Source organism: Acidovorax sp. SUPP3334 (genome assembly GCF_030159055.1).
GTDB lineage: Bacteria > Pseudomonadota > Gammaproteobacteria > Burkholderiales > Burkholderiaceae_C > Paracidovorax.
Window position 1 is genome coordinate 49,293 of sequence record NZ_BQXQ01000002.1, and the last position, 22,184, is coordinate 71,476.

At 66.0% G+C, this 22,184-nt stretch carries 23 protein-coding genes; 6 read left to right on the forward strand and 17 right to left on the reverse strand.

Annotation, left to right across the window (positions count from 1 at the left end; genetic code table 11):
• Positions 1–181: 181 nt before the first annotated feature.
• The 6 genes from AVHM3334_RS01140 to xseB all read right to left on the reverse strand — a co-directional run bounded on the left by AVHM3334_RS01140 (position 182) and on the right by xseB (position 7,419).
• Entirely contained in the window at positions 182–1,444 is a 1,263-nt protein-coding gene (locus AVHM3334_RS01140; RefSeq protein WP_284408896.1) for a putative Na+/H+ antiporter, read from the reverse strand.
• Positions 1,445–1,695: 251 nt separating this feature from the next.
• A complete protein-coding gene (locus AVHM3334_RS01145; protein ID WP_284408898.1) occupies positions 1,696–2,775 on the reverse strand; it encodes a TRAP transporter substrate-binding protein in 1,080 nt (359 codons plus the stop codon).
• A gap of 120 nt (positions 2,776–2,895) precedes the next feature.
• Positions 2,896–3,978 (reverse strand): TRAP transporter substrate-binding protein, encoded by a 1,083-nt coding sequence (locus AVHM3334_RS01150; protein WP_284408900.1) that lies wholly within the window; start codon positions 3,976–3,978, stop codon positions 2,896–2,898.
• A 273-nt stretch (positions 3,979–4,251) separates the two neighbouring features.
• On the reverse strand, positions 4,252–6,126 hold the full coding sequence (gene dxs, locus AVHM3334_RS01155; RefSeq protein WP_284408901.1) for a 1-deoxy-D-xylulose-5-phosphate synthase: 1,875 nt from the start codon (positions 6,124–6,126) through the stop codon (positions 4,252–4,254).
• A 133-nt stretch (positions 6,127–6,259) separates the two neighbouring features.
• On the reverse strand, positions 6,260–7,168 hold the full coding sequence (locus AVHM3334_RS01160; protein ID WP_502869829.1) for a polyprenyl synthetase family protein: 909 nt from the start codon (positions 7,166–7,168) through the stop codon (positions 6,260–6,262).
• 8 nt (positions 7,169–7,176) lie between these two features.
• Positions 7,177–7,419: an exodeoxyribonuclease VII small subunit gene (xseB, locus tag AVHM3334_RS01165; RefSeq protein WP_284408905.1), complete on the reverse strand. Its 243-nt coding sequence runs from the start codon at positions 7,417–7,419 to the stop codon at positions 7,177–7,179.
• Between the two features lie 273 nt (positions 7,420–7,692).
• Here xseB and AVHM3334_RS01170 point away from each other — a divergent pair, with 273 nt between their 5' ends.
• The 5 genes from AVHM3334_RS01170 to flhC all read left to right on the forward strand — a co-directional run bounded on the left by AVHM3334_RS01170 (position 7,693) and on the right by flhC (position 12,010).
• Entirely contained in the window at positions 7,693–8,832 is a 1,140-nt protein-coding gene (locus tag AVHM3334_RS01170; RefSeq protein WP_284408907.1) for an aromatic ring-hydroxylating oxygenase subunit alpha, read from the forward strand.
• Positions 8,833–8,919: 87 nt separating this feature from the next.
• A complete protein-coding gene (locus AVHM3334_RS01175) occupies positions 8,920–9,831 on the forward strand; it encodes a DMT family transporter (protein ID WP_284408909.1) in 912 nt (303 codons plus the stop codon).
• A gap of 101 nt (positions 9,832–9,932) precedes the next feature.
• Entirely contained in the window at positions 9,933–10,832 is a 900-nt protein-coding gene (locus tag AVHM3334_RS01180) for a sulfurtransferase (RefSeq protein WP_284408911.1), read from the forward strand.
• A gap of 235 nt (positions 10,833–11,067) precedes the next feature.
• Complete coding sequence (gene flhD, locus AVHM3334_RS01185; protein WP_284408913.1) at positions 11,068–11,397, forward strand: flagellar transcriptional regulator FlhD; 330 nt, start codon at positions 11,068–11,070, stop codon at positions 11,395–11,397.
• Positions 11,398–11,467: 70 nt separating this feature from the next.
• Positions 11,468–12,010 carry a flagellar transcriptional regulator FlhC gene (gene flhC, locus AVHM3334_RS01190; protein WP_092740592.1) on the forward strand — a complete coding sequence of 181 codons (543 nt, stop codon included), beginning with the start codon at positions 11,468–11,470 and terminating at the stop codon, positions 12,008–12,010.
• A gap of 138 nt (positions 12,011–12,148) precedes the next feature.
• Here the strand turns inward: flhC and AVHM3334_RS01195 are convergent, their stop codons facing one another.
• Both AVHM3334_RS01195 and AVHM3334_RS01200 read right to left on the reverse strand, forming a co-directional pair.
• Positions 12,149–12,694 carry a FlgO family outer membrane protein gene (locus AVHM3334_RS01195; RefSeq protein ID WP_284408916.1) on the reverse strand — a complete coding sequence of 182 codons (546 nt, stop codon included), beginning with the start codon at positions 12,692–12,694 and terminating at the stop codon, positions 12,149–12,151.
• A complete protein-coding gene (locus tag AVHM3334_RS01200) occupies positions 12,691–13,407 on the reverse strand; it encodes a hypothetical protein (RefSeq protein WP_284408918.1) in 717 nt (238 codons plus the stop codon). Before AVHM3334_RS01200 ends, AVHM3334_RS01195 begins: the two co-directional genes overlap by 4 nt.
• 316 nt (positions 13,408–13,723) lie before the next feature.
• On the opposite strand from AVHM3334_RS01200, the gene AVHM3334_RS01205 reads away from it, so the two are divergent.
• Positions 13,724–15,259 carry an AI-2E family transporter gene (locus tag AVHM3334_RS01205; RefSeq protein WP_349816601.1) on the forward strand — a complete coding sequence of 512 codons (1,536 nt, stop codon included), beginning with the start codon at positions 13,724–13,726 and terminating at the stop codon, positions 15,257–15,259.
• Between the two features lie 271 nt (positions 15,260–15,530).
• On the opposite strand, the gene AVHM3334_RS01210 is transcribed toward AVHM3334_RS01205, so the two are convergent.
• The 9 genes from AVHM3334_RS01210 to AVHM3334_RS01250 all read right to left on the reverse strand — a co-directional run bounded on the left by AVHM3334_RS01210 (position 15,531) and on the right by AVHM3334_RS01250 (position 22,156).
• Positions 15,531–15,932, reverse strand: coding sequence for a hypothetical protein (locus AVHM3334_RS01210; protein WP_284408920.1), 402 nt, complete (start codon positions 15,930–15,932; stop codon positions 15,531–15,533).
• A 5-nt stretch (positions 15,933–15,937) separates the two neighbouring features.
• A complete protein-coding gene (locus AVHM3334_RS01215) occupies positions 15,938–16,354 on the reverse strand; it encodes a hypothetical protein (RefSeq protein WP_284408922.1) in 417 nt (138 codons plus the stop codon).
• Positions 16,351–17,241 (reverse strand): DUF6402 family protein, encoded by an 891-nt coding sequence (locus tag AVHM3334_RS01220; RefSeq protein ID WP_284408924.1) that lies wholly within the window; start codon positions 17,239–17,241, stop codon positions 16,351–16,353. The genes AVHM3334_RS01215 and AVHM3334_RS01220 overlap by 4 nt, the downstream gene beginning before the upstream one ends.
• A gap of 193 nt (positions 17,242–17,434) precedes the next feature.
• The gene (gene yccS / locus AVHM3334_RS01225; protein WP_284408926.1) at positions 17,435–19,630 is read right to left on the reverse strand and encodes a YccS family putative transporter; all 2,196 of its coding nucleotides are present in this window, start codon (positions 19,628–19,630) and stop codon (positions 17,435–17,437) included.
• A 45-nt stretch (positions 19,631–19,675) separates the two neighbouring features.
• Entirely contained in the window at positions 19,676–19,963 is a 288-nt protein-coding gene (locus AVHM3334_RS01230) for a hypothetical protein (RefSeq protein WP_284408928.1), read from the reverse strand.
• Positions 19,963–20,361, reverse strand: a complete 399-nt coding sequence (locus AVHM3334_RS01235) for a hypothetical protein (RefSeq protein ID WP_284408930.1) — start codon at positions 20,359–20,361, stop codon at positions 19,963–19,965. Before AVHM3334_RS01235 ends, AVHM3334_RS01230 begins: the two co-directional genes overlap by 1 nt.
• Before the next feature lie 84 nt (positions 20,362–20,445).
• Positions 20,446–20,847 carry a hypothetical protein gene (locus AVHM3334_RS01240; protein ID WP_284408932.1) on the reverse strand — a complete coding sequence of 134 codons (402 nt, stop codon included), beginning with the start codon at positions 20,845–20,847 and terminating at the stop codon, positions 20,446–20,448.
• Between the two features lie 5 nt (positions 20,848–20,852).
• Positions 20,853–21,269: a hypothetical protein gene (locus tag AVHM3334_RS01245; RefSeq protein WP_284408933.1), complete on the reverse strand. Its 417-nt coding sequence runs from the start codon at positions 21,267–21,269 to the stop codon at positions 20,853–20,855.
• Positions 21,266–22,156, reverse strand: a complete 891-nt coding sequence (locus AVHM3334_RS01250) for a DUF6402 family protein (RefSeq protein WP_284408935.1) — start codon at positions 22,154–22,156, stop codon at positions 21,266–21,268. Before AVHM3334_RS01250 ends, AVHM3334_RS01245 begins: the two co-directional genes overlap by 4 nt.
• Positions 22,157–22,184 lie beyond the last annotated feature (28 nt).

Genomic DNA, 22,184 nt, shown 5'->3' on the forward strand with positions numbered 1-22,184 from the left:
AAGCCGCAGGGCCTGCATTCAGTCCCGCCTTCCCAGGCCCCCCGGCAGATGCCGGGGGGCTTTTTTCATGGCGGGTGGCCCGGCTCGCTGCTGCCGGGCGGGCGAACGGAAGGGCGTGAGGGCGGGAGGGGGCCGTTGCGGCAAGGCGCGCGTCGGCGTCGCGCAGCGGCTCACCGAGCCTTCACAGGAACAGGAAGGCGGCCGCTGCCACGGCGGTCGGGCCGAGCGCGCCGAGCAGCAATCCGCCTGCGCCGATGGTTTCGTCGGCGAAACCCCGCTTGAGCAAGGCGACGCCGGCCGGGTTGGGCGCATTGGCGATCACGGTCAGGCCACCGCCCGCCACCGCGCCGGCCACGAGCATGTACTTCGCAGGGTCGGAGATGCCGACGATCAGCGATCCGAGATAGGTCAATGCGGCGTTGTCCGTGATGGCGGTGAGTCCGAGGGCGCCCAGGAACAGGGCGACGGGCGAAAGCCCGGAGACGATGGGCTGCAGCCACCATTGCTGCATGCCGCCCAGCACCACCAGCCCCGCGAGAAAGAACCCGACCAGCAGCGCCTCTTTCAGGATCAGCGGACTCTGGTGGCGCTCATAGGCTTGCGCGAACCCCAGAAACATCAGGAACAGGCCGAGAAACACGACGGGGTGGTGGGCGAACAGCACCACGCCCGCCAGCAGCCCCAGATGGACGAGCACCACCGGCAGCGGAACGCGCGCCTCCTGACGGCCTTCGCCTTCGCCCATGCCCGCTTCAAGAAGATGCCCGCGCAGCACGTAAGTGGCCACGGTGGCGTTCACCAGCACCGCGAGGGCGGCCTTCCAACCGAACGTGGCCAGCATGAAGGCGCTGTCCCATTGCCAGGTGGCCGCCACCATCAGCACGGGCGGCGCGGCGTAGGACGTGAGGGTGCCGCCGATCGAGACGTTCACGAACAGCACGCCGAGCGCCAGGTACTTCACCCGTTCAGGAACCTGCCGCCGGAAGATCTGCGGTGCCAGCATGAGGGCAGCGATCGTCATCGCAGCGGGCTCTGTGATGAGCGAGCCGAGCAATGGCACCGCCGCCAGGCCGAGCCATGCGGTCGCCAGCGGCGTCCTCACGGGGACCGCGCGGGCGATGGCATCGACCAGCGACACGACGGTGCGCAGCACCGGGCGCGATGCCGCGATCACCATGACCACGAACACGAAAAGAGGCTCGGTGTAGTTGCGGGATTCGGCATATTGCAGGGCATCGCCGCCGCTCACGACCGCCGCCATGGCGACGATCAGCACGATGGCCCAGAAGCCGAACACGACCTCCACCTCGCCCAGCAGGTGGAACAGCCCACCATGGCGCGGATAGCGGTGAGAGAGTCGTTCGAACTGCTTGGCGCTGAACGTGTGCAGCAGGGCCAATGCAAAGATGGATGCTGCGATCCACTGGATCGGGGTGTCGGACATGAAGGCTCCAGGTCGTGCCAATGCAGCGAGGCGGCCCGACCTTCGCTCATCCTGAAACGCCCGGCAGGGCGTTCCACCCGGTTCGCAGTTTATCCGGCGCTTCCAGGAAGGCTCGCGGCAAGACCCTACGGCAAGGCCAAGGCTTTCCCCCGCCGTTTCACGGGCGCACCGGCCGTCACGAAGCCATCGGACACCGGCCGGGCAAAAAAAAGCCCGCTCACCAGGAGCGGGCCTTTAGACCAGCGCGATGCTCAGAGCTTTTGCGCGGACATGAAGCTGTCGAACCGCGCTTCGGCAAAGCGGAACCAGAGAATCTGGTCGCGCTGGAAGTTGCGGTAGTCGCCATAGATCTTCTTCCAGTCGGCGTTCTTTTCGGCCAGCTCGGCATACACCTCCATCGAGGTCTTGAACGAGGCTTCCAGCACGGATTGCGGGAACGGCAGCACCTTGGACTTCGCGGCCACCAGCTGCTTGAGCGCACCGGGGTTGCGTGCGTCGTACCGGGCCTGGGTCGTCACATGGGCCTCGTGGGCCGCAGCCTGGACGATGGCCTTGTTCTCGGACGACAGGCCATTGAATGCCTTGTCGTTGATGTAGAACTCGAGATTCAGGCTGCCTTCCCACCAGCCGGGGTAGTAGTAGAACGGCGCGACCTTGTTGAGGCCCAGCTTCAGGTCGTCGTAGGGGCCGATCCACTCGGCCGCGTCGATCGTGCCCTTTTCAAGGCTCTGGTAGATCTCGCCCGCAGGAATGTTCTGCGGCACGCCGCCCATGCGTTCGATCACCCGCCCGGCGAAACCGCCCACCCGGAACTTCAAGCCCTTGATGTCGGCAGGCGTCTTCACTTCCTTGCGGAACCAGCCGCCCATCTGCGCGCCCGTGTTGCCGCCGATGAAGTTCACGATGTTGTACTTGGCGTAGAACTCCCGCATGAGCTTGGAGCCGTTGCCGTCGATCATCCAGGACGTGAGCTGGCGGGAGTTCATGCCGAACGGGATGGCCCCGCCGATGGCGAATGCCTCGCTCTTGCCGAAGAAGTAGTAAGGCGCCGTGTGCGCCATTTCCACCGTGCCGTTCTGCACGCCATCGACCACGCCGAACGCGGGCATCAGCTCGCCGGCGGCATGCAAGGAAATTTCGAACTTGCCGCCCGACATTTCCTTCACGGCCTTGGAGAACACCTCGGCCGAACCGTAGATCGTGTCCAGCGATTTCGGGAAGCTCGACGACAGGCGCCAGCGCACCGCCGCCTGGGCATGAACGGCAGGCGCCACGCCAGCAGCCAACACGCCGGCAATGCCTGCGTTTTTAATGAGGGAACGACGATCCATGGATACCTCCAGGTATGAAGAAAACAAGAGAGGCCTTCGTGCGCCGCGGGTAGCGGCGGCAGGGCAGGCACGGCGAACCAGGCAGGGCGCGGCGGGTAGCGGCGCGCCCCGCGTTCCGGATCAGAGCTTCACGCCGGCCATGTACGTGTCGAAGCGCAGTTCCGAATAACGCGCCCACAGCAGTTGGTCGCGCTGGAACGAACGCATGTCCTGGTGGATCTTCTTGAATTCGGGCGACTTGGCTTCGTGCTCGGCAAACACTTCCATGGAGGCTTGGTAGCCGGCATCCATGATCTCTTTCGAAAACGCCTTGAGCTGCGTCTTGGCGGCCACCAGACGCTTCAACGCGATGGGGTTGAAGGTGTCGTACTTGGCCGTCATGTCGCGCGCCGCCACGGCGGTGGCGGCATCGACGATGGCCTGGAATTCGGGCGACAGCGCGGCGTAGGCCTTGGCGTTGATGAAGAACTCCAGCTCGGCACTGCCTTCCCACCAGCCGGGGTAGTAGTAGTAAGGCGCGACCTTGTTGAAGCCGAGTTTTTCGTCATCGTAAGGACCGACGAATTCGGTGGCGTCGAGCGTGCCTTTTTCCAGCGCCTGGTACACGTCGCCGGCCGGCATGTTCTGGGCCACCACGCCGAGCTTTTGCATGGCTTCGCCGAACAGCCCACCGCCCATGCGCATCTTCAGGCCCTTCAGGTCGGCTGCGGTCTTGATTTCCTTGCGATACCAGCCGCCCATCTGCGTGCCGGTGTTGCCGGCGCTGCGGCTCTTGATGTTGTAGTTGGCGTAGAACGCATCCATCAGCTTGCGGCCGTTGCCGTGCTCCATCCAGGCGTCCATCTGGCGGGCCGTGAGGCCGAAGGGCACCGCGCAGCCGAAGGCGAAGATGGAGTCCTTGCCGGTGAAGTAATAAGGCGCCGTCTGCGCCATTTCGATGGTGCCGTTCTGGATGGCATCGACCACGCCGAAGGGTGGCAGCAGTTCGCCGCCGGCATGCACCGAGACTTCGAACTTGCCGCCCGACAGGGCCTTCACCGTCTTGGAGAACATCTCAGCGCTACCGAAGATCGTGTCCAGGGATTTGGGGAAGCTGGAAGCCAGGCGCCAGCGCACTGCGGTCTGGGCATGCACGGCGGGTGCCACGCCAGCGGCGAGAACGCCTGCAATACCGGCCTGCTTGATGAGCGAACGACGATCCATGGGTTGTCTCCGAAAGTAATGACACTGCGCCGCCCGGATGGAACTCCGTGCGGCGCAGCGAATGGGTAAACGATTGTAGAAATAGCCCCCCCGGCATTGGCTGGGGTTTTCCCGCTAAATGCCGCCATTCGGTGCTATCAATTCAGACTTCTGCAAGCAATGGCGCAGAGCCTGCCGCTGGGTCGCCCGCGCGAGCGCTCCGCGCCTTGCACGCGGTGCCTTCCGCTGTGGGTCCGCTGCAGGCGGGCCATCGATCCGACCGCCCCGTCGCCGTCAGGCGCCGAATCGGGCTGCGATGGCGCGCTGAATGCCCTCGGCATCGAGGCCCTGCAGTGCGAGCAGCTTGGCCGGGTCGCCATGCTCGATGAACGCATCGGGCAGGCCCAGTTGCAGCACCGGCCGCAGCACGCCGGCGGCATTGAGCGCCTCGCACACGGCGCTGCCGGCGCCGCCCACGGTGGTGCCCTCTTCCAGCGTCACCAGCGCTTCGTGGTTCGCGGCCACCTGCAGGAGCAGGTCCGTGTCGATGGGCTTGGCCCAGCGCATGTTGACGACCGTGGCGTCCAGCGCTTCGGCGGCCTGCAGCGCGGGATACAGCAGCGTGCCGAAGGCCAGGATGGCGATGCGGCGGCCCGCGGGTGCGCTGGTGGTGCGCCGCACTTCGCCCTTGCCGAACGGCAGCCCTTCCAGGCTGGCCAGCGGCACCACGCCGGCGCCGCTGCCGCGCGGGTAGCGCACGGCCACGGGGTGGTTCTGCTCGAAGGCGGTGGTCAGCAACTGGCGGCACTCGCGCTCGTCGGCGGGGCAGGCCATGCCCATGTTGGGAATGCAGCGCACGAACGGAATGTCGTAGGCGCCGGCATGCGTCGCGCCATCGGCGCCGACCAGGCCCGCGCGGTCGAGCGCGAAGACCACGGGCAGATTCTGCAGGGCGACGTCGTGGATCAGCTGGTCGTAGCCGCGCTGCAGGAAGGTCGAGTAGATCGCCACCACGGGTTTCACGCCTTCGCAGGCCATGCCGGCGGCGAAGGTCACCGCGTGCTGCTCGGCAATGCCCACGTCGTAGTACCGGCCGGGAAAGCGCTTTTCGAACTCCACCATGCCGGAGCCTTCGCGCATGGCGGGCGTGATGCCCACCAGCCGCTCGTCCTTCGCAGCCATGTCGCAGAGCCACTGGCCGAACACCTGGGTGAAGGTCTGCTTCGGGGGCGTGGCGGGCTGGGTCAGGCCCACGCTGGGGTCGAACTTGCCGGGGCCGTGGTAGGCCACCGGATCGGCCTCGGCCAGCTTGTAGCCCTGGCCCTTCTTGGTCACCACGTGCAGGAACTGCGGGCCCTTCAAGCCCTTGATGTTTTCCAGCGTGGGAATGAGCGAATCGAGGTCGTGGCCGTCGATGGGGCCGATGTAGTTGAAGCCGAACTTCTCGAACAGCGTCGCCGGCACGACCATGCCCTTGGCCTGCTGCTCCAGCCGCTTGGCCAGTTCCAGCAGCGGCGGCGCGTTCTTGAGCACGCTCTTGCCCACGTCGCGCGCCTTGGCGTAGAACTGCCCGCTCATCAACTGGGCCAGGTAGCGGTTGAGCGCGCCCACCGGCGGGCTGATGCTCATGTCGTTGTCGTTCAGGATGACCAGCAGGTTGGCATCGGCCACGCCGGCGTTGTTCAGCGCCTCGAACGCCATGCCGGCCGTCATGGCGCCGTCGCCGATGATGGCGACCGCATGGCGGTTCCCGCCCTGCTGCCTGGCCGCCAGCGCCATGCCGAGTGCAGCCGAGATGCTGGTGCTGGAATGCGCCGTGCCGAAGGTGTCGTACTCGCTCTCGGCCCGCTGCGGAAAGCCCGAGAGACCGCCGAACTGCCGCAGCGTGCCCATGCGGTCGCGACGGCCCGTCAGAATTTTGTGAGGGTAGGTCTGGTGGCCCACGTCCCACACGAGGCGGTCGCGCGGGGTGTCGAACACGGCATGCAGCGCCACCGTCAGCTCCACCGTGCCCAGGTTGGAACTCAGGTGCCCGCCGGTCTTGGAGACGCTGTCCAGCACGAAGGCCCGCAGCTCGGTGGCCAGGTCTTTCAGCTCGGCGCGCGACAGGCGGCGCAGGTCGGCCGGATCGTTGATGGTCTGCAGCAGGGGGAAGGAAGTCGTGGACATAAGCTATCTTTTTAGTAGCTGCTTGCGCAATAGACACAAGCGCTGCAGGCCGATCGGTCAGCGGGGCACGGTACCCTGGCCATCGTGGCGGCCGGCCCGGGGGCGGGCGAAGGCAGGCGTGCCGCCATCATCATCAGTGCGAGCGATTCACCACCATGTCGGCCAGCGCCGCCAGCGCCCGCGTGTCGGGCAGGCCGCTGGCCGCCAGCGCGGCCTTGGCATCCGCCAGCAGTTCGTCGGCATGGGCCCGGGCGCGGTCGAGTCCGAGCAGCGAAACATAGGTGGGCTTGTCGCTCGCCGCATCCTTGCCAGCGGTCTTGCCCAGCGTGGCGGAGTCGGCGATCACATCGAGGATGTCGTCCACCACCTGGAACGCCAGGCCCAGCGCGGCGCCGTACTGCGACAGCGCCGCCAGCGCCGCCGCCGGGGCGTGCCCGCAGGCCGCGCCCATCACGACGCTGCCCTGCAGCAGCGCACCGGTCTTGAGCTTGTGCATCTGGCGCAGTTCGGCCTCGGTCAGGGCATGGCCCACGCTGGCCAGGTCGATGGCCTGCCCGCCGGCCATGCCGTCGGCGCCCGCGGCGCCCGCCAGCATGCGGCACAGCATGGCCTGCATGGCAGGGGGCACGCCCGGGCCTTCGGGCGTGAGCAGGCCGAACGCCAGCGCCTGCAGCGCATCGCCCGCCAGCAGCGCGCGCGCCTCGCCGAAGCGCACGTGCACCGTGGGTTTGCCGCGGCGCAGCACGTCGTTGTCCATGCACGGCATGTCGTCGTGCACCAGGGAATAGGCGTGGATCAGTTCCACGGAGCAGGCGGCGCGCAGGGCCGCCTCGTCCAGACCGTTGACGGCTTCCGACGCCGCCAGCACCAGCAGCGGCCGCAGCCGCTTGCCGCCGTCGAGCACCGCATAGCGCATGGCCTCGCCCAGGCCCGCAGGGGCGTCGCCGCACACCCAGCGCGACAGGGCTTCCTCCACGCGCGCCAGTTGCGCATGGCTCCAGCCGGACAGGTCGAACGGCTCGGCAGCGGTCGTCGTTGCCATGGGGGTCATCAGTCCTGCGTCCATGGCTGCAGCGCTCCTTCGTCCAATACCTTGATCTGGTCCTGCACGGCCTCCAGGCGGCTGCGGCAAAAGGCCAGCAGCGCTGCGCCGCGCTGGTAGCCCGCCAGCATCTGGTCCAGCGGCAGCTGGCCCGATTCGATGCGCCCCACGAGTTGCTCCAGCTCTTCCAGCGCGGCTTCGTAGCTGGCGGGTTCGGGGAGTTTCGGGGGGGTGGCGGAGGCCTTGGGCATGGAACGGGGAGCGGCGAACGCGCAGGTAAAACGGGCGATTTTAGGCCCTCCCTATGGCAGGGGGTGGAAACGGCCAGCGCCTGGGCGACACGGCAGGGGCCCGATCCGGCGCAGAGCGGCCAAGCATGCCGCGCCAATACACATACGGGGGGCGCGGAAACAACCCCACCGGCTACAATCCCATTCCCTTCGGGCCGGCTTGCATGCCGGTTTCTTTTTTCCGTGTGCACTTCACGCACCCTCCCTGTGGGGAGTCTTTAGGTCAGGTCACCCATGTCTGATTTAAGTCTTCAACTGCAGCAGGCCTCAAGCCAACTACCAGTTTCAAGCTACTTTGACGAGGCGCTGTTCCAGCGCGAGTTGGAGACCATCTTCCAACGCGGGCCCCGCTATGTGGGGCACCAGCTTTCCGTGCCCCATGCGGGCGACTACCATGCCCTGCCGCAGGAAGGCGAAGGCCGTGCGCTCGTGCGCAACGCGCAGGGCGGCGTCGAGCTGATCTCCAACGTCTGCCGCCACCGGCAGGCCGTGATGCTCAAGGGGCGCGGCACCCTGCAGGGCCATGGCAAGGGCCACGCGGGCGGCAACATCGTGTGCCCCCTGCACCGCTGGACCTACTCGCCCAGCGGCCAGCTGCTGGGCGCGCCGCATTTCGCGCAAGACCCCTGCCTGAACCTCAACAACTACGGCCTGCGCGAGTGGAACGGCCTTTTGTTCGAAGACAACGGCCGCGACATCGGCGCCGATCTGGCCGGCATGGGACCGCGCGCCGAGCTGAGCTTCGACGGCTTCTCGCTCGACCGCGTGGAAATGCACGAGTGCAACTACAACTGGAAGACGTTCATCGAGGTCTATCTCGAGGATTACCACGTGGGCCCGTTCCACCCCGGCCTTGGCAACTTCGTCACCTGCGAGGACCTGAGCTGGGAGTTCCAGAAGCACTATTCGGTGCAGACGGTCGGCGTGGCCTCCACCTTCGGCAAGCCCGGCTCCGACATCTACCGCAAGTGGCACGACGTGCTGCTGCAGTACCGCGAAGGCAAGATGCCCGAGCGCGGCGCGATCTGGCTCACCTACTACCCGCACATCATGGTGGAGTGGTATCCGCACGTGCTCACCGTCTCGACGCTGCACCCCGTCAGCCCGACCAAGACGATGAACCTGGTGGAGTTCTACTACCCCGAAGAGATCACCGCGTTCGAGCGCGAATTCGTCGAGGCGCAGCAGGCCGCCTACATGGAAACCTGCATCGAGGACGACGAGATCGGCGAGCGCATGGACGCCGGCCGCCGTGCGCTCTACGACCGCGGCGACAACGAGGTCGGCCCCTACCAGAGCCCCATGGAAGACGGCATGCAGCACTTTCACGAGTGGTACCGCGCCGCCATGGGCGATGCGGTGCCAACGCGCTGAGCCCGCCACCCTTTTGCTATAAAAACAATAGCTGCCACCGCATGATTCACTAGGGCGGGCGGCCCTTTTTACTGAAGACTCACTCCCATGCAAGCGCTCTGGATGGTGTTGGCGGCATTCCTCTTCGCGAGCATGGGCGTGTGCGTCAAGGTGGCTTCGGCGTATTTCAACCCGGCCGAACTGGTGTGCTACCGCGGCATCATCGGCATGGCGATCCTCTGGGCGCTGGCGCGATCGCAGCGCGTCAAGCTGGGCACGCACTACCCCGGCATGCATGCCTGGCGCAGCCTGATCGGCGTGGTGTCGCTGGGGTCGTGGTTCTACGCCATCGCCCACCTGCCGCTCCCCACCGCCATGACGCTCAACTACATGAGCAGCGTGTGGATCGCGGCCTTTCTCGTCGGCGGCGCGCTGCTGGCCTGGCGGCCTTCGAGCAGCAGCTCGCGCCCGCCGCTGCAGGGCACGCTCGTTTTCACCGTGATGGTCGGGTTTGCCGGCGTGGTGATGATGCTGCGCCCCAGCCTCGACCAGAACCAGGCGTTCGCCGGCCTGATCGGGCTGCTGTCGGGCCTCACCGCCGCGTTCGCCTACATGCAGGTGATGGCGCTGTCTCGCCTGGGTGAGCCCGAGACGCGCACGGTGTTCTATTTCGCGGTCGGCTCGGCCGTGGCCGGCGGCGCAGGCCTGCTGCTCACGGGGACCTCCGACTGGCCGGGCTGGCCCAGCCTGTGGCTGCTGCCGATCGGCGTGCTGGCAGCCGGCGGCCAGCTGTGCCTGACCCGCGCCTATGCCAGCGCGCGCACCTCGCGCGGCACGCTGGTGGTCGCCAACCTGCAGTATTCGGGCATCGTGTTCGCGGGGCTTTACAGCGTGCTGCTGTTCGGCGACGACATTCCCGCCATCGGCTGGGCCGGCATGGTGCTGATCGTGGTGAGCGGCATCGTGGCCACCGTGCTGCGGGCACGCGCGGCCCCCGGCGCCCCGGCCGAAGAACACTGACGCCGGGCCCTCGGGGCGCGGCAGCGCGGTAAGGCCTGTCCGACGTGCAAGCCTGCAGCGCCGGCCCACAATAAGGGCTTGTTTGCCACCGCAGGAGCGCCATGCCGTACACCACCCTGATCTCCGCCGCCGAACTCCAGTCCCTCATCGCCAGCGGCGCGCCGCTGATGGTCTTCGACTGCACGTTCGATTTGTCCCAGCCCTCTTTGGGCGAGCAGCAATACCGTGAATCGCACATTCCCGGCGCGCTCTATGCGCACCTGGACCGCGACCTGAGCGCCAAGCACGGCGCACCCGGCGCGGGCGGCACCATCGTCGCCACCGAGGCGGACCAGCCCGCGTCCGGCGGGCGCCACCCCTTGCCCAACCGCGACCGGCTCGAAGCCTGGCTCTCGCGCGTCGGTTTCACCAATGGCATGCAGGCCGTGGTGTACGACCGCAACGGAGCCAACTATTGCGGCCGCCTGTGGTGGATGCTCAAGTGGGCCGGCCACGACGCCGTGGCCGTGCTGGACGGCGGCCTGCAGGCCTGGACCGCTGCGGGCGGGGCCCTCGCCAGCGGCGACGAGCCCGCGCACTTCCAGTCCAACTTCAAGCTGGGCGAGCCTTTGCGCCAGTTGGCCACCGCGGCCGATGTGCAGGCCGCCCTGGGCCAGCCCAGCCAGACCGTGGTCGATGCCCGCGCCCCCGCCCGCTACCGGGGCGAGGTCGAGCCGCTCGATCCCGTGGCCGGGCACATTCCGGGCGCGCTGAACCGCCCGTTCAGCGAGAACCTCGGGCCCGACGGCCGCTTCAAGCCCGCCGCGCAACTGCGCGCCGAGTTCGAGGCCCTGCTGGGTGGCCGGGCGCCGCAGACGGTGGTGCATCAGTGCGGCAGCGGCGTGAGCGCCGTGCCCAACGTTTTGGCCATGGAATTGGCCGGTTTGGGCAAAACAGCGTTGTTTGCAGGCAGCTGGAGCGAATGGTGCAGCCATCCCGACCGGCCGGTAGAGCGGGGCTGAGGCCCTTCGGGCGGCCGGCTTCGCAGCAGGCCGCCCCCCTCTGCATGGTCGGACACCGGCCACGCGTTTCGTAAGGCAAATTCCTACAGGGCCGGCGTGCCGACCAGACACGCTGCACATCCAAACCCCGACTTAATTTTTGATTGGGCTGAATTCACAATCCATTTCAACGGATCGCGAAACCATGCAAACCGCATGAACCCCGCCAGATCGGTTAAAGGAAAAAGGATTCACCATGACCTCCGAACAACTTCTCGCTGAAATCCGCGAAGCCAACCTCACGTACCTGATGTTGGCACAGACCCTGATCCGCCAGGACAAGGCGGAAGCTGTTTTCCGTCTGGGCATGAACGAAGACGCCGCCGACATCCTCGCCTCGCTGTCGACAGCGCAAGTGCTCAAGCTGGCCTCCCGCAACACGCTGCTGTGCAGCTTCCGGGTGGACGACAACCTGGTGTGGAGCTTGCTCACCAACCACAACACCCCCAAGAAGGTCGGCAACGAAGCGACCAACACGCTGCACGCCAACATCCTGATGGCCAGCCGCGTGTCCGAAGTGCTCTGAGCGCAGCGCCCGCTGCCCTCGCCGCTTCACCCGCCTGCCGCCGCCGTCCACCCTTCTTCGAAAGCCAGCCATGTCCGCACCCGTCAAGAGCGTCCTCAACGAGTCCAAGCAGATCGAACGCGCCGCCATGCTGATCCAGATGGGTGCCCGCATGCAGGTGCTGGAGTCGGAAACCACGCTCTCCTACGAGCGCCTGATCCGCCTGTACAAGGAGATCGCCGGCAAGTCGCCGTCCAAGGGACAGCTGCCCTTCTCGACCGACTGGTTCCTGACCTGGCAAGAAAACGTCCACAGCTCGCTGTTCCTGAACATCTACGAATACCTGTCCAAGGGCGTGGATCTGGATTCGGTGGAACTGCTCACCAAGGCCTACCGCCTGTACAACGAGCAGGTCACCACCGCCGAGATCGAACCCCTGCTGTCCTTCACCCGCGCCTGGCGCCTGGTGAAGTTCGTGGACGCCGGCATGCTGACCCGCACCGCCTGCTCGCAGTGCAGCGGCCAGTTCGTCACCGAGCTGTACGAAAACGCCCGCAACTACACCTGTGGCCTGTGCAACCCGCCTGCCCGCGCCGGCAAGAGCAAGTCGGCCGGCGCGCTGATGCTGCATTGAGCAGAGACGGCTTTAAGCCAAAAAACCGTCCAGCGCATATTCCTCTAAGGCACATTGCTACAAATTTAGTAGCAACAAGCTTGTGATGTTCAAACCCGGCATTGGCCGGGTTTTTTCATGGTGGCGCGCCGGAAGGCCTCAGCGCATCGCCAGCAGGATGCGAATGTCCGAATCCACCGGCAGCGCGTAGTCGTAGGCGGCCATGACGGCATTGCCCTCGGGGCTCACGAGCTTGAGGCTCACGTACACGGTCTGTGGCGTGGCCGCGTAAGTGCCCACCACCACGGCCTGCGCCGCTTGCGCCCGGCTCACCTCGCGCACCTCGCGCGACAGCAGCAGTTCACCCTCGCCCGGCCGCATGACCAGGTTTTCGCGCAGCTTCAGTTCGGTCACGCGCACGCCGCGCTGCACCAGCCGCCCGGCGATCTGCTCGGAGCACAGGCGGCCCAGCCGGGACGACTCGTTCAGCCGGTCCAGATGCACCAGCGTGGCGACCAGCACCGGCAGGCGCGGGTCGAGCGGCGCGCCCTGCAGCAGCATGTCGGCGGCCTTCTGGTTGAATTCGAGCAGATCGGTCTGCACGCCGCCCGCGGCCGCGCTGCCGTAGTAGTAGCGCGCGCAGCCCGGCAGGGCCACCGCCGCGGCGCCGGCCAATGCGGCGGTCAGCAGGGTGCGGCGCCTCATGGCACCACCTGCCACGTCTTGACCGGCGTGGCCACCACCGCCGGCATGCGCGGCAGGTACAGCGCCAAATCGCCCTGGTCGATCGAATACACGTCGCTGGTGCGTGCGAGCACGCGCTCGTCCGACTGGATGGACGTCGTCACCAGGATTTCCGTGCGCGCCGGGCCGCTGGCGAGCAGCACGTCCGGCGCCGGCACATAGGCGCCGGAGGCATCGCGCACCACGGCCACCCCCTCGGACAGCCGAACGCGCGGCGGCGCGCCCACCCCGCCGCCCTGGTGCTGCACCACCTGCGTGGACACGGCCATGCGCACGCCCGTCGGCTGCACCGACAGCGTGATGCCCCGGTCCACCAACCGCGTCATCAGCAGCGAGCGAAAGCCCGCATCGAACCCATCGCCCTGCGCGGGCACGATGTAGAGCGGGTATTCGCCCGGCGGCCAGTCCCGCAGCTTGACGGCCGTGCGCTCGGCCACATCGCGGGCCAGCACGTCCCAGTGCTGCACGGCGCGCGCCGTCTTCTGGGTGGACGGCGCATGCGCCTCGCTTTGCGGCAGGTCCGGCGCGGCGCAGCCGCCGAGCAAGGCGGCCGCGGCCAGAACGCCGGCAGGGGCCAACCAGCGCAGGCCCGCCGAACGCGCGGCAGCCGCCGATCCGCCGTTGTGCAGCGGCGCGGGGCCGGCCCTGCGCGCGAGTTTTTTGTCAGATTCCATACCCGCAAATGCTAGCCGCGGCAGGCATGGGGCATCGGCCGAACAGCGCCGCTTTTCCCCTGCTGCCGGCTCGCTAGGCCCATGCGCCCACACTACCCTGGCCCCGTTCTCACGGGGAAAACGGGCCATTCGGGGCACAAAGAGCCCCGCTGCGTTCCGCGCCCGGCTTGCTGCCGATGCGGTGCCGACGAACTGCCCGGTCACCCGCGCGGGCCATCCCCAACGCTGCGCACCGGGCTTTCCCGGACTTGCGCGCCCCGCTGCTGCGGCGCCCACCTACGCGGCGCGCGAGCCGCCTTGCGACAAAATCCCCGCCATGCCCCGCCCCGCCGCCCCCAAAACCCCCACGCCGCCCCTGGCGCGCGCCCTTCCGACCTCTGCAGCCACAGGTCATCAGCCGGCTGGCGGCGCTCCGCAGATCGACAACCCTCCACCCGAACACCCCGCCGCGCCGGACCCGGCGGAAGACGTTCCGCCGGCACCGGAACGCGCCGAGGCCGACGCCGTGATCGGGACGGACGCCAGCGCGAAACCCGCACGGCCGGCACAACCCACCGAACCAGCGCAAGCGCCCGCAGCGCAAAACGCCGTGCACCGCCCGGGCCCGGCGGCGGGCGGCGCGGCCGAAGCCAGCGCGGCATCGCCCTCATCCGCCGCCGCGTCCTCGTCCTGGTCCTCGTCCTTGTTTTCAGACGCTTCCCACACATCGCCGCCCACGCCGTCCCCGGCCGCCATGGCCGGCCCCTCGGCGCCGAACATCATGCTGCAGATGCCCTTGGACGTGCGCAACATGTCGCTCGCCCTGCTGGCCCTGTTCGCCACCGTCGCCCTGCTGCACTGGGCGAGCGCCGTGTTCATTCCGTTGATGCTGAGCGTGCTGCTCACCACCGCCCTGCACCCCGCGGTGACCGCGCTGCACCGCTGGCACATTCCCCGCTGGCTCGGTGCCGGCGTGCTGCTGATCGGCATCGTCGGAAGCCTCACCGGCGCCGCCTGGTCACTGAGCGACGGCGCGGCCGAACTGGTCGATTCGCTGCCCGTCGCGGCACGCAAGGTGCGCGACGCCGCCCGCTTGCGCGTGAGCGGCCCCAGCCCGCTGGACACCATGCAGAAGGCCGCCTCGCAGATCGAGCAGGCCGCCAACGACAGCGTGCCGCCGCAGACGCGCCGGGGCGTGCAGCGCGTGGTGATCGAGCGCGCACCCTTCAACATCCGCGACTACGTGTGGAGCGGCACCATGGGCCTGGCCTCGGCCGCCGGGCAGCTCACCGTGGTGATCTTTCTCACCTTCTTCGCGCTGGCGTCGGGCAACCTGTTCCGGCGCAAGCTGATGCGCATCGCCGGCCACAGCCTGGAGCGGCGCAAGGTCACCATGGCCGTGCTGGACGACATCACCGGCCAGATCCAGCGCTATCTGCTGGTGCAACTGCTCACCAGCGTGCTGGTGGGCGTGGCCACGGGCGTGGTGTACGCACTGCTGGGCCTGCAAAACCCCGCAGTGTGGGGCGTGGTGGCCGGCGTGCTCAATCTCGCGCCCTACATCGGCTCGGTCGTGGTCACGGGAGCCTCGGCGCTGGTCGCTTTTCTGCAGTTCGGCACCTTGGACATGGCACTGGCCATCGGCGGCGCATCGCTCGTCATCCACACCCTGGTGGGCAACCTGCTCACGCCGTGGCTCACCAGCAAGACCAGCCGCATGAGCCCCGTGGCCGTGTTCGTCAGCGTGCTGGTGTGGGGCTGGCTGTGGGGCCTGTGGGGCCTGCTGCTCGGCATTCCCGTGATGATGGCGGTGAAGGCGATCTGCGACCGGGTGGAGGATCTGCGGGCGGTGGGGGAACTGCTGGGGGATTGAAAAAACACAAGCCGCAGCCTGGCTTGGCCAGACCTGGCCAGGCTCACACTAGCAGTGCCGATTTCTCGCGAAACGACAGTGTGGAGCGTTGGATCGCCGTGCAGTAGGCATCGATGGCATGCAGCGAGCTTTGAGATTGCGCCGCACACAAAATTCAGTACGGGCTCGTCAGGCAATACACGAGACTTCCCAAAAAACCTCACGGCTGTCTAGAACACGCTGCCAACTGCGATGGGTCTGAACATTCAGACAATTCGCCTCGGCAGGCATTTCAAGAGCGCCCCTCGCAACTGAGCAGCGGCGAAGGCGGAGTGCATTCCGAGGGTAGCTTTTCGAACACCACATCGCGGCCGACGTGTACCTTGTTCACGGGGCCGGGCGTGTCCACGTCCCAGACGATGGCGTCGTTGTGCCAAAGATCGACCACCGGGCTTTCGCCGAGCAGCGCCCTGGACTCGAATCGGTACAGGCGCACCACGGCCGGTTTTTTCATCTCGGGATGGGTGACCCGATGCCACCAGGAGGCGTGATAGATGTCCACTTGGTACACATACCGGGGGCTGTTGTAGCGGTTGTAGAGCGTCGGCGTGGACACATACCAGGCCAGGAACAGTGCGGCGTGCAGTGCCAGCCACCAGCCGATGCACGGGATTTTCTTCAACAAGGAAAGCATCGCCGTCACTGTCCGAAATTCTTCTGGCATTCGGGCAAATGCAAATCCTGCTCGGCGCATTCCAGCGGAATGTTCTTGAATTCCACATCCATGCCCACGCTCACTATTTGTAGGTCCTTGGGGGGCTCTACAAACCACATGATCTTGCCATTGCCGTCGCTCATATCGACCACCTCGCTCTCGCCCAGCAGGGCTGGGGGCTCCACCTGGTACAGGCGGGCAAATTTGGGCAACCTTAAATCGTAATGAACGATGCGCTGAAGTATGGATGGGTCATAGAACTCCAGGCGATACGCCATGCGGGGGCTGTTGTAGCTGTATCGGAAAGTGGGGGCGGACAGATACCAGCCCGACAGGAGCAACAGGTCAAGCGCCACGCACCAGACGATGCACGGAACCTTCTTGAAATCGGGCAGTTTCATGACCACTCCAGCGATATAGGAAAAGGCAGGCCAACCCGATGCACGTCGGACAGGACAATGAAGTCGCCGCCCCGTCCGTGCATGCCACGCCAACGGCTGAAGTCCTGGTTCTGAACCCAATAGGAATGGCCCCGTGCTTTGGTCTCTTCCTCGTTCGCCCACCGCTCAGAAATCGACACACGTTCCCCCAGGTCGATGCGGCTGACGCCCCCATACCCCCAGAAGCCCAAAGGCTGCGAGAGGAAGGGCTGGTCGCCATCGTTGAAATCGTAGGAGTCTCGCAAGTAAAAGCCCAGTTCATCGATCAGGATGGCCGTCTTTCCAGCGCCTTTGGAAGTGACGATGCCGGACACTGCCACTTTGAGTGTCGCCTCCCCCATCGCGCCGTAAAAGTCGTCCAGCGGATCGCTCAAACGCCCCACCTTCAAGATATTCACCTGGCAACTTTCATCCACGGCCTTGGCGGGCAGGCCCAACGAGCCAAACCGCCAAGACGGTTGAGGCTGCACCCTGCCCCGCTTTTCCACCAACTTCCTCAGTTGTGACAAACCGGCCGGACTGGCCCACCGCGCCTGCAACGTCGCCATGGCCGTACGCACCCGTGCGAAACCCATCGCCCAGGCCATGGAAACGGTGCGTTCATCCAGTTGCACCGCATTCAACGTGGCGGTTTGATGGGGAGGATCGCCCAGCTTCATCGCATCGGGCATCTCGAAAGCCGCCCCGCGAAACCACCGCTCCATCAACGCCGCCGCCACCGGCCACCCCATGCGCGAGCGCATCACGCCGGGGATATCGTCGAGCTGAAACAGCCGCACCTTCGGCGGCAGCTTTTTCTCCAGCTGCGCGCGCAGCCGCTCCTGGTCTACCTTGACCATTTCCCTCATGCAACCTCCCTCGTCCGTGTTCACTTGTTTTCGGAACTGCGGATTCTCAGCGCAAAAAACACGCACGGCGCCACGTTCGGCGACTTCTTGGTTACGCGACGTAACCAATCCGCAATCAACCCTCACCAGGGCTTTTCGGGACCAGCAGCGAAGCGCATGGGCACAGCGCGCCAGTTGCCACTGCACACGGGCGCTATGCCGGCTGCAGCACCCCGCGCGCTGCCAGTTGCGCGGCCACGGCTTCCAGCGAGGCGAGTTGGCGGCACACCAGCGCCAGTTGCGTGAGCACGAGCCGCAACGTGTCGGGCGCGGCGTCGGCGGCCTGTTCCAGGGCGGTGGCAAGGGTTTCACCGCGCGCGGCATCGCCCTGCAGCGCTTCGCGGGTGCGCAGTGCGCGGGCGACGGCTTCGATGCGTTCGACGGCGTACCGGGCGCCTTCCTGCACCAGCGGGTCGTCCATGCCTTCGGCCAGCTGGCCGCGGTGGGCGCCGAGCGCCGAGAGGTAGTTGAGCAGCGTGTGCGACAGCACCAGCATGCGCATGCCGGCCTGCGAGTGCGATCGCACGTGGCGCGGCTCGCGCAGCATGTGGGACAGGGCGGTGGAGAAGGCGGCGTCGGCGTTGTGCGCGGTGCGGCGGGCCAGGCGGTAATCCAGGTCGTCTTCCTTGCCGGTGGCGTATTGGGACATGAGCTCGCGCAGGTATTGCCCGTTGGCCTGCAGGGCTTGCGCGGCCACGGTGGCCAGGCGGCGGCCCTGCCAGTCGGGCAGCACGACCATCATGGCGACGGTGGCGATGGCGCTGCCGATCAGGGTGTCCAGCAGGCGCGGCAGGATGAGCGTGTAAGCCTCGCCGGTGGCCTGGTTGAAGCACATGAGCACCAGCAGCGTGATGGCGGCGGTGGCGGTGAGGTAGCGCGTGGTGCGGGTGACGAAGAACAGCACGCCCGCCGCGACGGCGAAGAGCGCCTGCAGCGGCAGGCTGGGAAAGAGCTTGAGCAGCGCCCAGCCGACCACCAGGCCGATGGCGGTGCCGGCGATGCGCTGCGACACGCGCGTGACGGTGGCGCCGTAGGTGGGCTGGCACACGAACAGCGTGGCCAGCGGAATCCAGTAGCCGTGCACGGGGTCGATGAGCTGCATGGCGACATAGCCGGCCGCGAGCGCCAGCGACAGGCGCGTGGCGTGGCGGAAAAGCGGCGTGCCCGGGTGCAGTTGCGCGCGCACGCGGCCCCAGGCCTCGGCCAGCGAACGGGGCGATCGGTCCAGCAGGCTGGTGTCGCCCAGGCGCTCGCCGCCGTCGGGGTGCGTGGCCGCATCGAGCTGGCCGGAGAGCGTGACCAGGTTGCGGGCCAGTGCGCGCAGGCTGCGCAAGGGCCGCTGCCAGGCGCTCTGGCGCTGGCTTTCCAGGTGGGCGATGGAGTCGTGCAGGTCGGCCATGGCGCGCTCGCCGGCGGGGTCGCGCACGAAAGGTTCGTGCGTCTGCAGGGCTTCGGCCAGGCGGGTGCAGTCCACGCCCTGCAGTTGCAGCACGCGCTGGCAGCGGTAGAGCACGTCGCTGTGGAACAGCACGTCGGCCCAGTCGTTGTAATGGTGGTGCGACGAGCTAGCGCGCTCGTGGATGTCCTGCGCGATGAAGTACAGGTTCAGGTGGCGCAGCAGCCGGCCGGTGGGGGGCGGCGCGTCGCTGCGGGCGCGCAGGCGGCTGAAGATGCTTTCCTTGGTGGTGTTGAGCGCGGCCACCACGCGGCCGTTGGTCTGTGCGAGCGCCAGGCGCCGGCGCTCCACGTCCACGCCCCGCACGGGCTCGAACAGGCTGGCTTTCAGCCGCAGGTAGGCGCCCAGCACGCCGTAGAGCTTGGCGAGGTTCTGCCGCACCGGCTGGTGCGGAAACATTGCGCACCAGCCCAGCGAGAGCAGGCCGTACCACGTGGCGCCGGCGAGCAGCCAGGTGGGCTCGCTCGAAGCCAGGCCGCTGCCGCTGCCCTGGTGCGCGCCGGGCGCCACGCTGATGGCGGTGTAGAGCGCGAGGATGACGGTGGCCGAGGCGATGGCCCGATAGCGCTCGCCCACGGCACCGAGCATGGTGAAGCCGAAGGTGGACACGGCCATGCCCGCCACGAACCACGGCGGCCACGGCAGCAGGGCCTCGACCGAGAACGAGGCGGTGGCGAAGCACGCCAGCGTGACGAGCAGCGCCCGCAGCCGGCCGCGCCAGTTGTCGTCGGTCTCGGCGATGGCGCTGGCGATGATGCCCAGGAAGATCGGTGTCACCAGCGGCACGCTGTCCAGCCACCAGCACACGGCCATGGCGCCGCTCAGGGCGATGAAAACGCGCACCCCGTAGACCAGCGCGTCCTGCGCCCACAAGCGCCTAGCCCAACCTGCCATTGCCGTTTTCAAGATCGCTGCAATCCTGGAGAGAGATGGAAAAATTCAGCGGGTCACGCCCCGAACGCAGACACGAGACAAGCCGCGCAGCAGGGCTCTGGAATTCACGTGGTACAGGCGCACAAGTGACGGTATTTTTTGGTCGTAATGAATAGCACGCTGCAACAGGGAAGCATCATGAATCTCCAGCCGGTAAACGCACCTGGGGCTGTTGTAGCTGTTGAATAGCCTGGGCGTGGCGGCAAACCAGTCGATGAACAACAAGGCATTCCACACCAGACACCAGACGAGGCAGGGGACTTTTTTTGCGCTTGAAACGGGCAGAGTATCCATCAATGTTTTGCGTCGCAGGCCGGAGGGGGCGATGGATCGGCACATTCGGGAGGAATGTTCTCGAAAGCCACATCATTGCCGACCTGTACCGCATTGTTGGGCGGACTCAACCACCAATGGATTTCTCCATTCATCCAAAGATCGACGACCTGACTTTGACCCAGGAGTTTTTTGGAATTCACACGGTACAACCGCACCACGTAGGGCATCTTGTAGTCGTGATGAATGATGCGCTGAACGAGAGACGCTTTATGAAACTCAAGGCGATAGACGCGATGAGGGCTGTTTTCGCTATCGAAAAATGGGGGCGTCGCAGCGTACCAAGACACAAAAACCAATGCAGTCAATGCCAGGCACCAGACGATGCAAGGGACTTTCCTGAAGTCATTCAGCTTCATTACCCTTCCAATTTGATGGGAAACGGAAGGTGAACCCGATGCACGTCGGACAGGCCGATGAAGCAAAACGCCTCGACGGCCACTTCACGAGCGCCCTTCGCAACTGAGCAACGGCGAAGGCGGCGTGCATTCCGAGGGGAGCTTTTCGAACACCACATCGCGGCCCACGTGCACCTTGTTCACGGGGCCGGGTGTGTCCACGTCCCAGACGATGCCGTCGTTGTGCCACAGATCGACCACAGTGCTTTCGCCGAGCAGCACCCTGGACTCGAATCGGTGCAGGCGCACCACGGCCGGCTTCTTCATCTCGGGGTGGGTGACTCGCTGCCACCAGGAGGCGTGGTAGATGTCCAATCGGTAAACATACCGGGGGCTGTTATAGCGGTTGTAGAGCGTCGGCGTGGAAACGTACCAGGCCAGAAAAATGGCGGCGTGCAATGCCAGCCACCAGGCGATGCACGGAATTTTCTTGAAGGAGGAAAGCATTGCCGTCACTTTCCGAAATTCTTCTGGCATTCGGGCAAATGCAAATCCTGCTCGGCGCATTCCAGCGGAACGTTCTTGAACTCCACATCCATGCCCACGCTCACTATTTGTAGGTCCTTGGGGGGGTCCACGAACCACATGATCTGGCTATTGCCGCCGTTCATATCGACCACCTCGCTTTCGCCCAGCAAGGCCCTAGGGTCCACTTGGTACAAGCGCACCATGGCGGGCATCCTGAAATCGTAATGAACGATGCGCTGAAGAATGGATGGATCATAAAACTCCAGGCGATACGCCATGCGGGGGCTGTTGTAGCTGGAACGGAAAGTGGGGGCGGACACATACCAGCCCGACAGGAGCAACAGGTCCAGCGCCACGCACCAGACGATGCACGGAACCTTCTTGAAATCGGGCAGTTTCATGACCACTCCAGCGATATAGGAAAAGGCAGGCCAACCCGATGCACGTCGGACAGGACAATGAAGTCGCCACCCCGTCCGTGCATGCCACGCCATCGGCGAAAGTCCTGGTTCTGGACCCAGTAGGAATGGCCCCGAGCCTTGGCCTCTGTTTCATTCGCCCACTGTTCAGAAATCGACACTCGCTCCCCCAGGTCGATGCGGCTGACGCCCCCATACCCCCAGAAGCCCAGGGGCTGCGAGAGGAAGGGCTGGTCGCCATCGTTGAAATCGTAGGAGTCTCGCAAGTAAAAGCCCAGTTCATCGATCAGGATGGCCGTCTTTCCAGCGCCTTTGGAAGTGACGATGCCGGACACCGCCACTTTGAGTATCGCCTCCCCCATCGCGCCGTAGAAATCGTCCAGCGGATCGCTCAAACGCCCTACGCTCAAGATATTCACCTGGCAGCTTTTATCCACGGCCTTGGCCGGCTGGCCCAGCGAGCCGAACCGCCAAGACGGCTGAGGGCGCACCCTGCCCTGCTGCACCACCAGTTTCCTCAGTTGCGCCAAACCGGCCGGGCTGGCCCACTGCGCCTGCAACGTCGCCATGGCCGTACGCACCCGTGCGAAACCCAGAGCCCAGGCCATGGAGACGGTGCTTTCATCCAGTTGCACCGAATTCAACGTGGCGGTTGGATGGGGAGGATCACCCCGCTTCATCTCATAGGGCATCTCGAAAGCCGCCCCGCGAAACCACCGCTCCATCAACGCCGCCGCTACCGGCCATCCCATGCGCGAGCGCATCACGCCCGGAATATCGTCGAGCTGGAACAGCCGCACCTTGGGCGGCAGCTTTTTCTCCAGTTGCGCGCGCAACTGCTCCGGGTCCACCTTGACCATGCCGCTCATCAACACTCCCTTGTTTGCTGTCGCTTGT

Bases quoted from the DNA above. Each gene is read 5' to 3' on its own strand.
- AVHM3334_RS01140 (WP_284408896.1), bottom strand. From the start codon at position 1,444: ATGTCCGACACCCCGATCCAGTGGATCGCAGCATCCATCTTTGCATTG.
- AVHM3334_RS01145 (WP_284408898.1), bottom strand. From the start codon at position 2,775: ATGGATCGTCGTTCCCTCATTAAAAACGCAGGCATTGCCGGCGTGTTG.
- AVHM3334_RS01150 (WP_284408900.1), bottom strand. From the start codon at position 3,978: ATGGATCGTCGTTCGCTCATCAAGCAGGCCGGTATTGCAGGCGTTCTC.
- dxs (WP_284408901.1), bottom strand. From the start codon at position 6,126: ATGTCCACGACTTCCTTCCCCCTGCTGCAGACCATCAACGATCCGGCC.
- AVHM3334_RS01160 (WP_502869829.1), bottom strand. From the start codon at position 7,168: ATGGCAACGACGACCGCTGCCGAGCCGTTCGACCTGTCCGGCTGGAGC.
- xseB (WP_284408905.1), bottom strand. From the start codon at position 7,419: ATGCCCAAGGCCTCCGCCACCCCCCCGAAACTCCCCGAACCCGCCAGC.
- AVHM3334_RS01170 (WP_284408907.1), top strand. From the start codon at position 7,693: ATGTCTGATTTAAGTCTTCAACTGCAGCAGGCCTCAAGCCAACTACCA.
- AVHM3334_RS01175 (WP_284408909.1), top strand. From the start codon at position 8,920: ATGCAAGCGCTCTGGATGGTGTTGGCGGCATTCCTCTTCGCGAGCATG.
- AVHM3334_RS01180 (WP_284408911.1), top strand. From the start codon at position 9,933: ATGCCGTACACCACCCTGATCTCCGCCGCCGAACTCCAGTCCCTCATC.
- flhD (WP_284408913.1), top strand. From the start codon at position 11,068: ATGACCTCCGAACAACTTCTCGCTGAAATCCGCGAAGCCAACCTCACG.
- flhC (WP_092740592.1), top strand. From the start codon at position 11,468: ATGTCCGCACCCGTCAAGAGCGTCCTCAACGAGTCCAAGCAGATCGAA.
- AVHM3334_RS01195 (WP_284408916.1), bottom strand. From the start codon at position 12,694: ATGAGGCGCCGCACCCTGCTGACCGCCGCATTGGCCGGCGCCGCGGCG.
- AVHM3334_RS01200 (WP_284408918.1), bottom strand. From the start codon at position 13,407: ATGGAATCTGACAAAAAACTCGCGCGCAGGGCCGGCCCCGCGCCGCTG.
- AVHM3334_RS01205 (WP_349816601.1), top strand. From the start codon at position 13,724: ATGCCCCGCCCCGCCGCCCCCAAAACCCCCACGCCGCCCCTGGCGCGC.
- AVHM3334_RS01210 (WP_284408920.1), bottom strand. From the start codon at position 15,932: ATGCTTTCCTTGTTGAAGAAAATCCCGTGCATCGGCTGGTGGCTGGCA.
- AVHM3334_RS01215 (WP_284408922.1), bottom strand. From the start codon at position 16,354: ATGAAACTGCCCGATTTCAAGAAGGTTCCGTGCATCGTCTGGTGCGTG.
- AVHM3334_RS01220 (WP_284408924.1), bottom strand. From the start codon at position 17,241: ATGAGGGAAATGGTCAAGGTAGACCAGGAGCGGCTGCGCGCGCAGCTG.
- yccS (WP_284408926.1), bottom strand. From the start codon at position 19,630: ATGGCAGGTTGGGCTAGGCGCTTGTGGGCGCAGGACGCGCTGGTCTAC.
- AVHM3334_RS01230 (WP_284408928.1), bottom strand. From the start codon at position 19,963: ATGGATACTCTGCCCGTTTCAAGCGCAAAAAAAGTCCCCTGCCTCGTC.
- AVHM3334_RS01235 (WP_284408930.1), bottom strand. From the start codon at position 20,361: ATGAAGCTGAATGACTTCAGGAAAGTCCCTTGCATCGTCTGGTGCCTG.
- AVHM3334_RS01240 (WP_284408932.1), bottom strand. From the start codon at position 20,847: ATGCTTTCCTCCTTCAAGAAAATTCCGTGCATCGCCTGGTGGCTGGCA.
- AVHM3334_RS01245 (WP_284408933.1), bottom strand. From the start codon at position 21,269: ATGAAACTGCCCGATTTCAAGAAGGTTCCGTGCATCGTCTGGTGCGTG.
- AVHM3334_RS01250 (WP_284408935.1), bottom strand. From the start codon at position 22,156: ATGAGCGGCATGGTCAAGGTGGACCCGGAGCAGTTGCGCGCGCAACTG.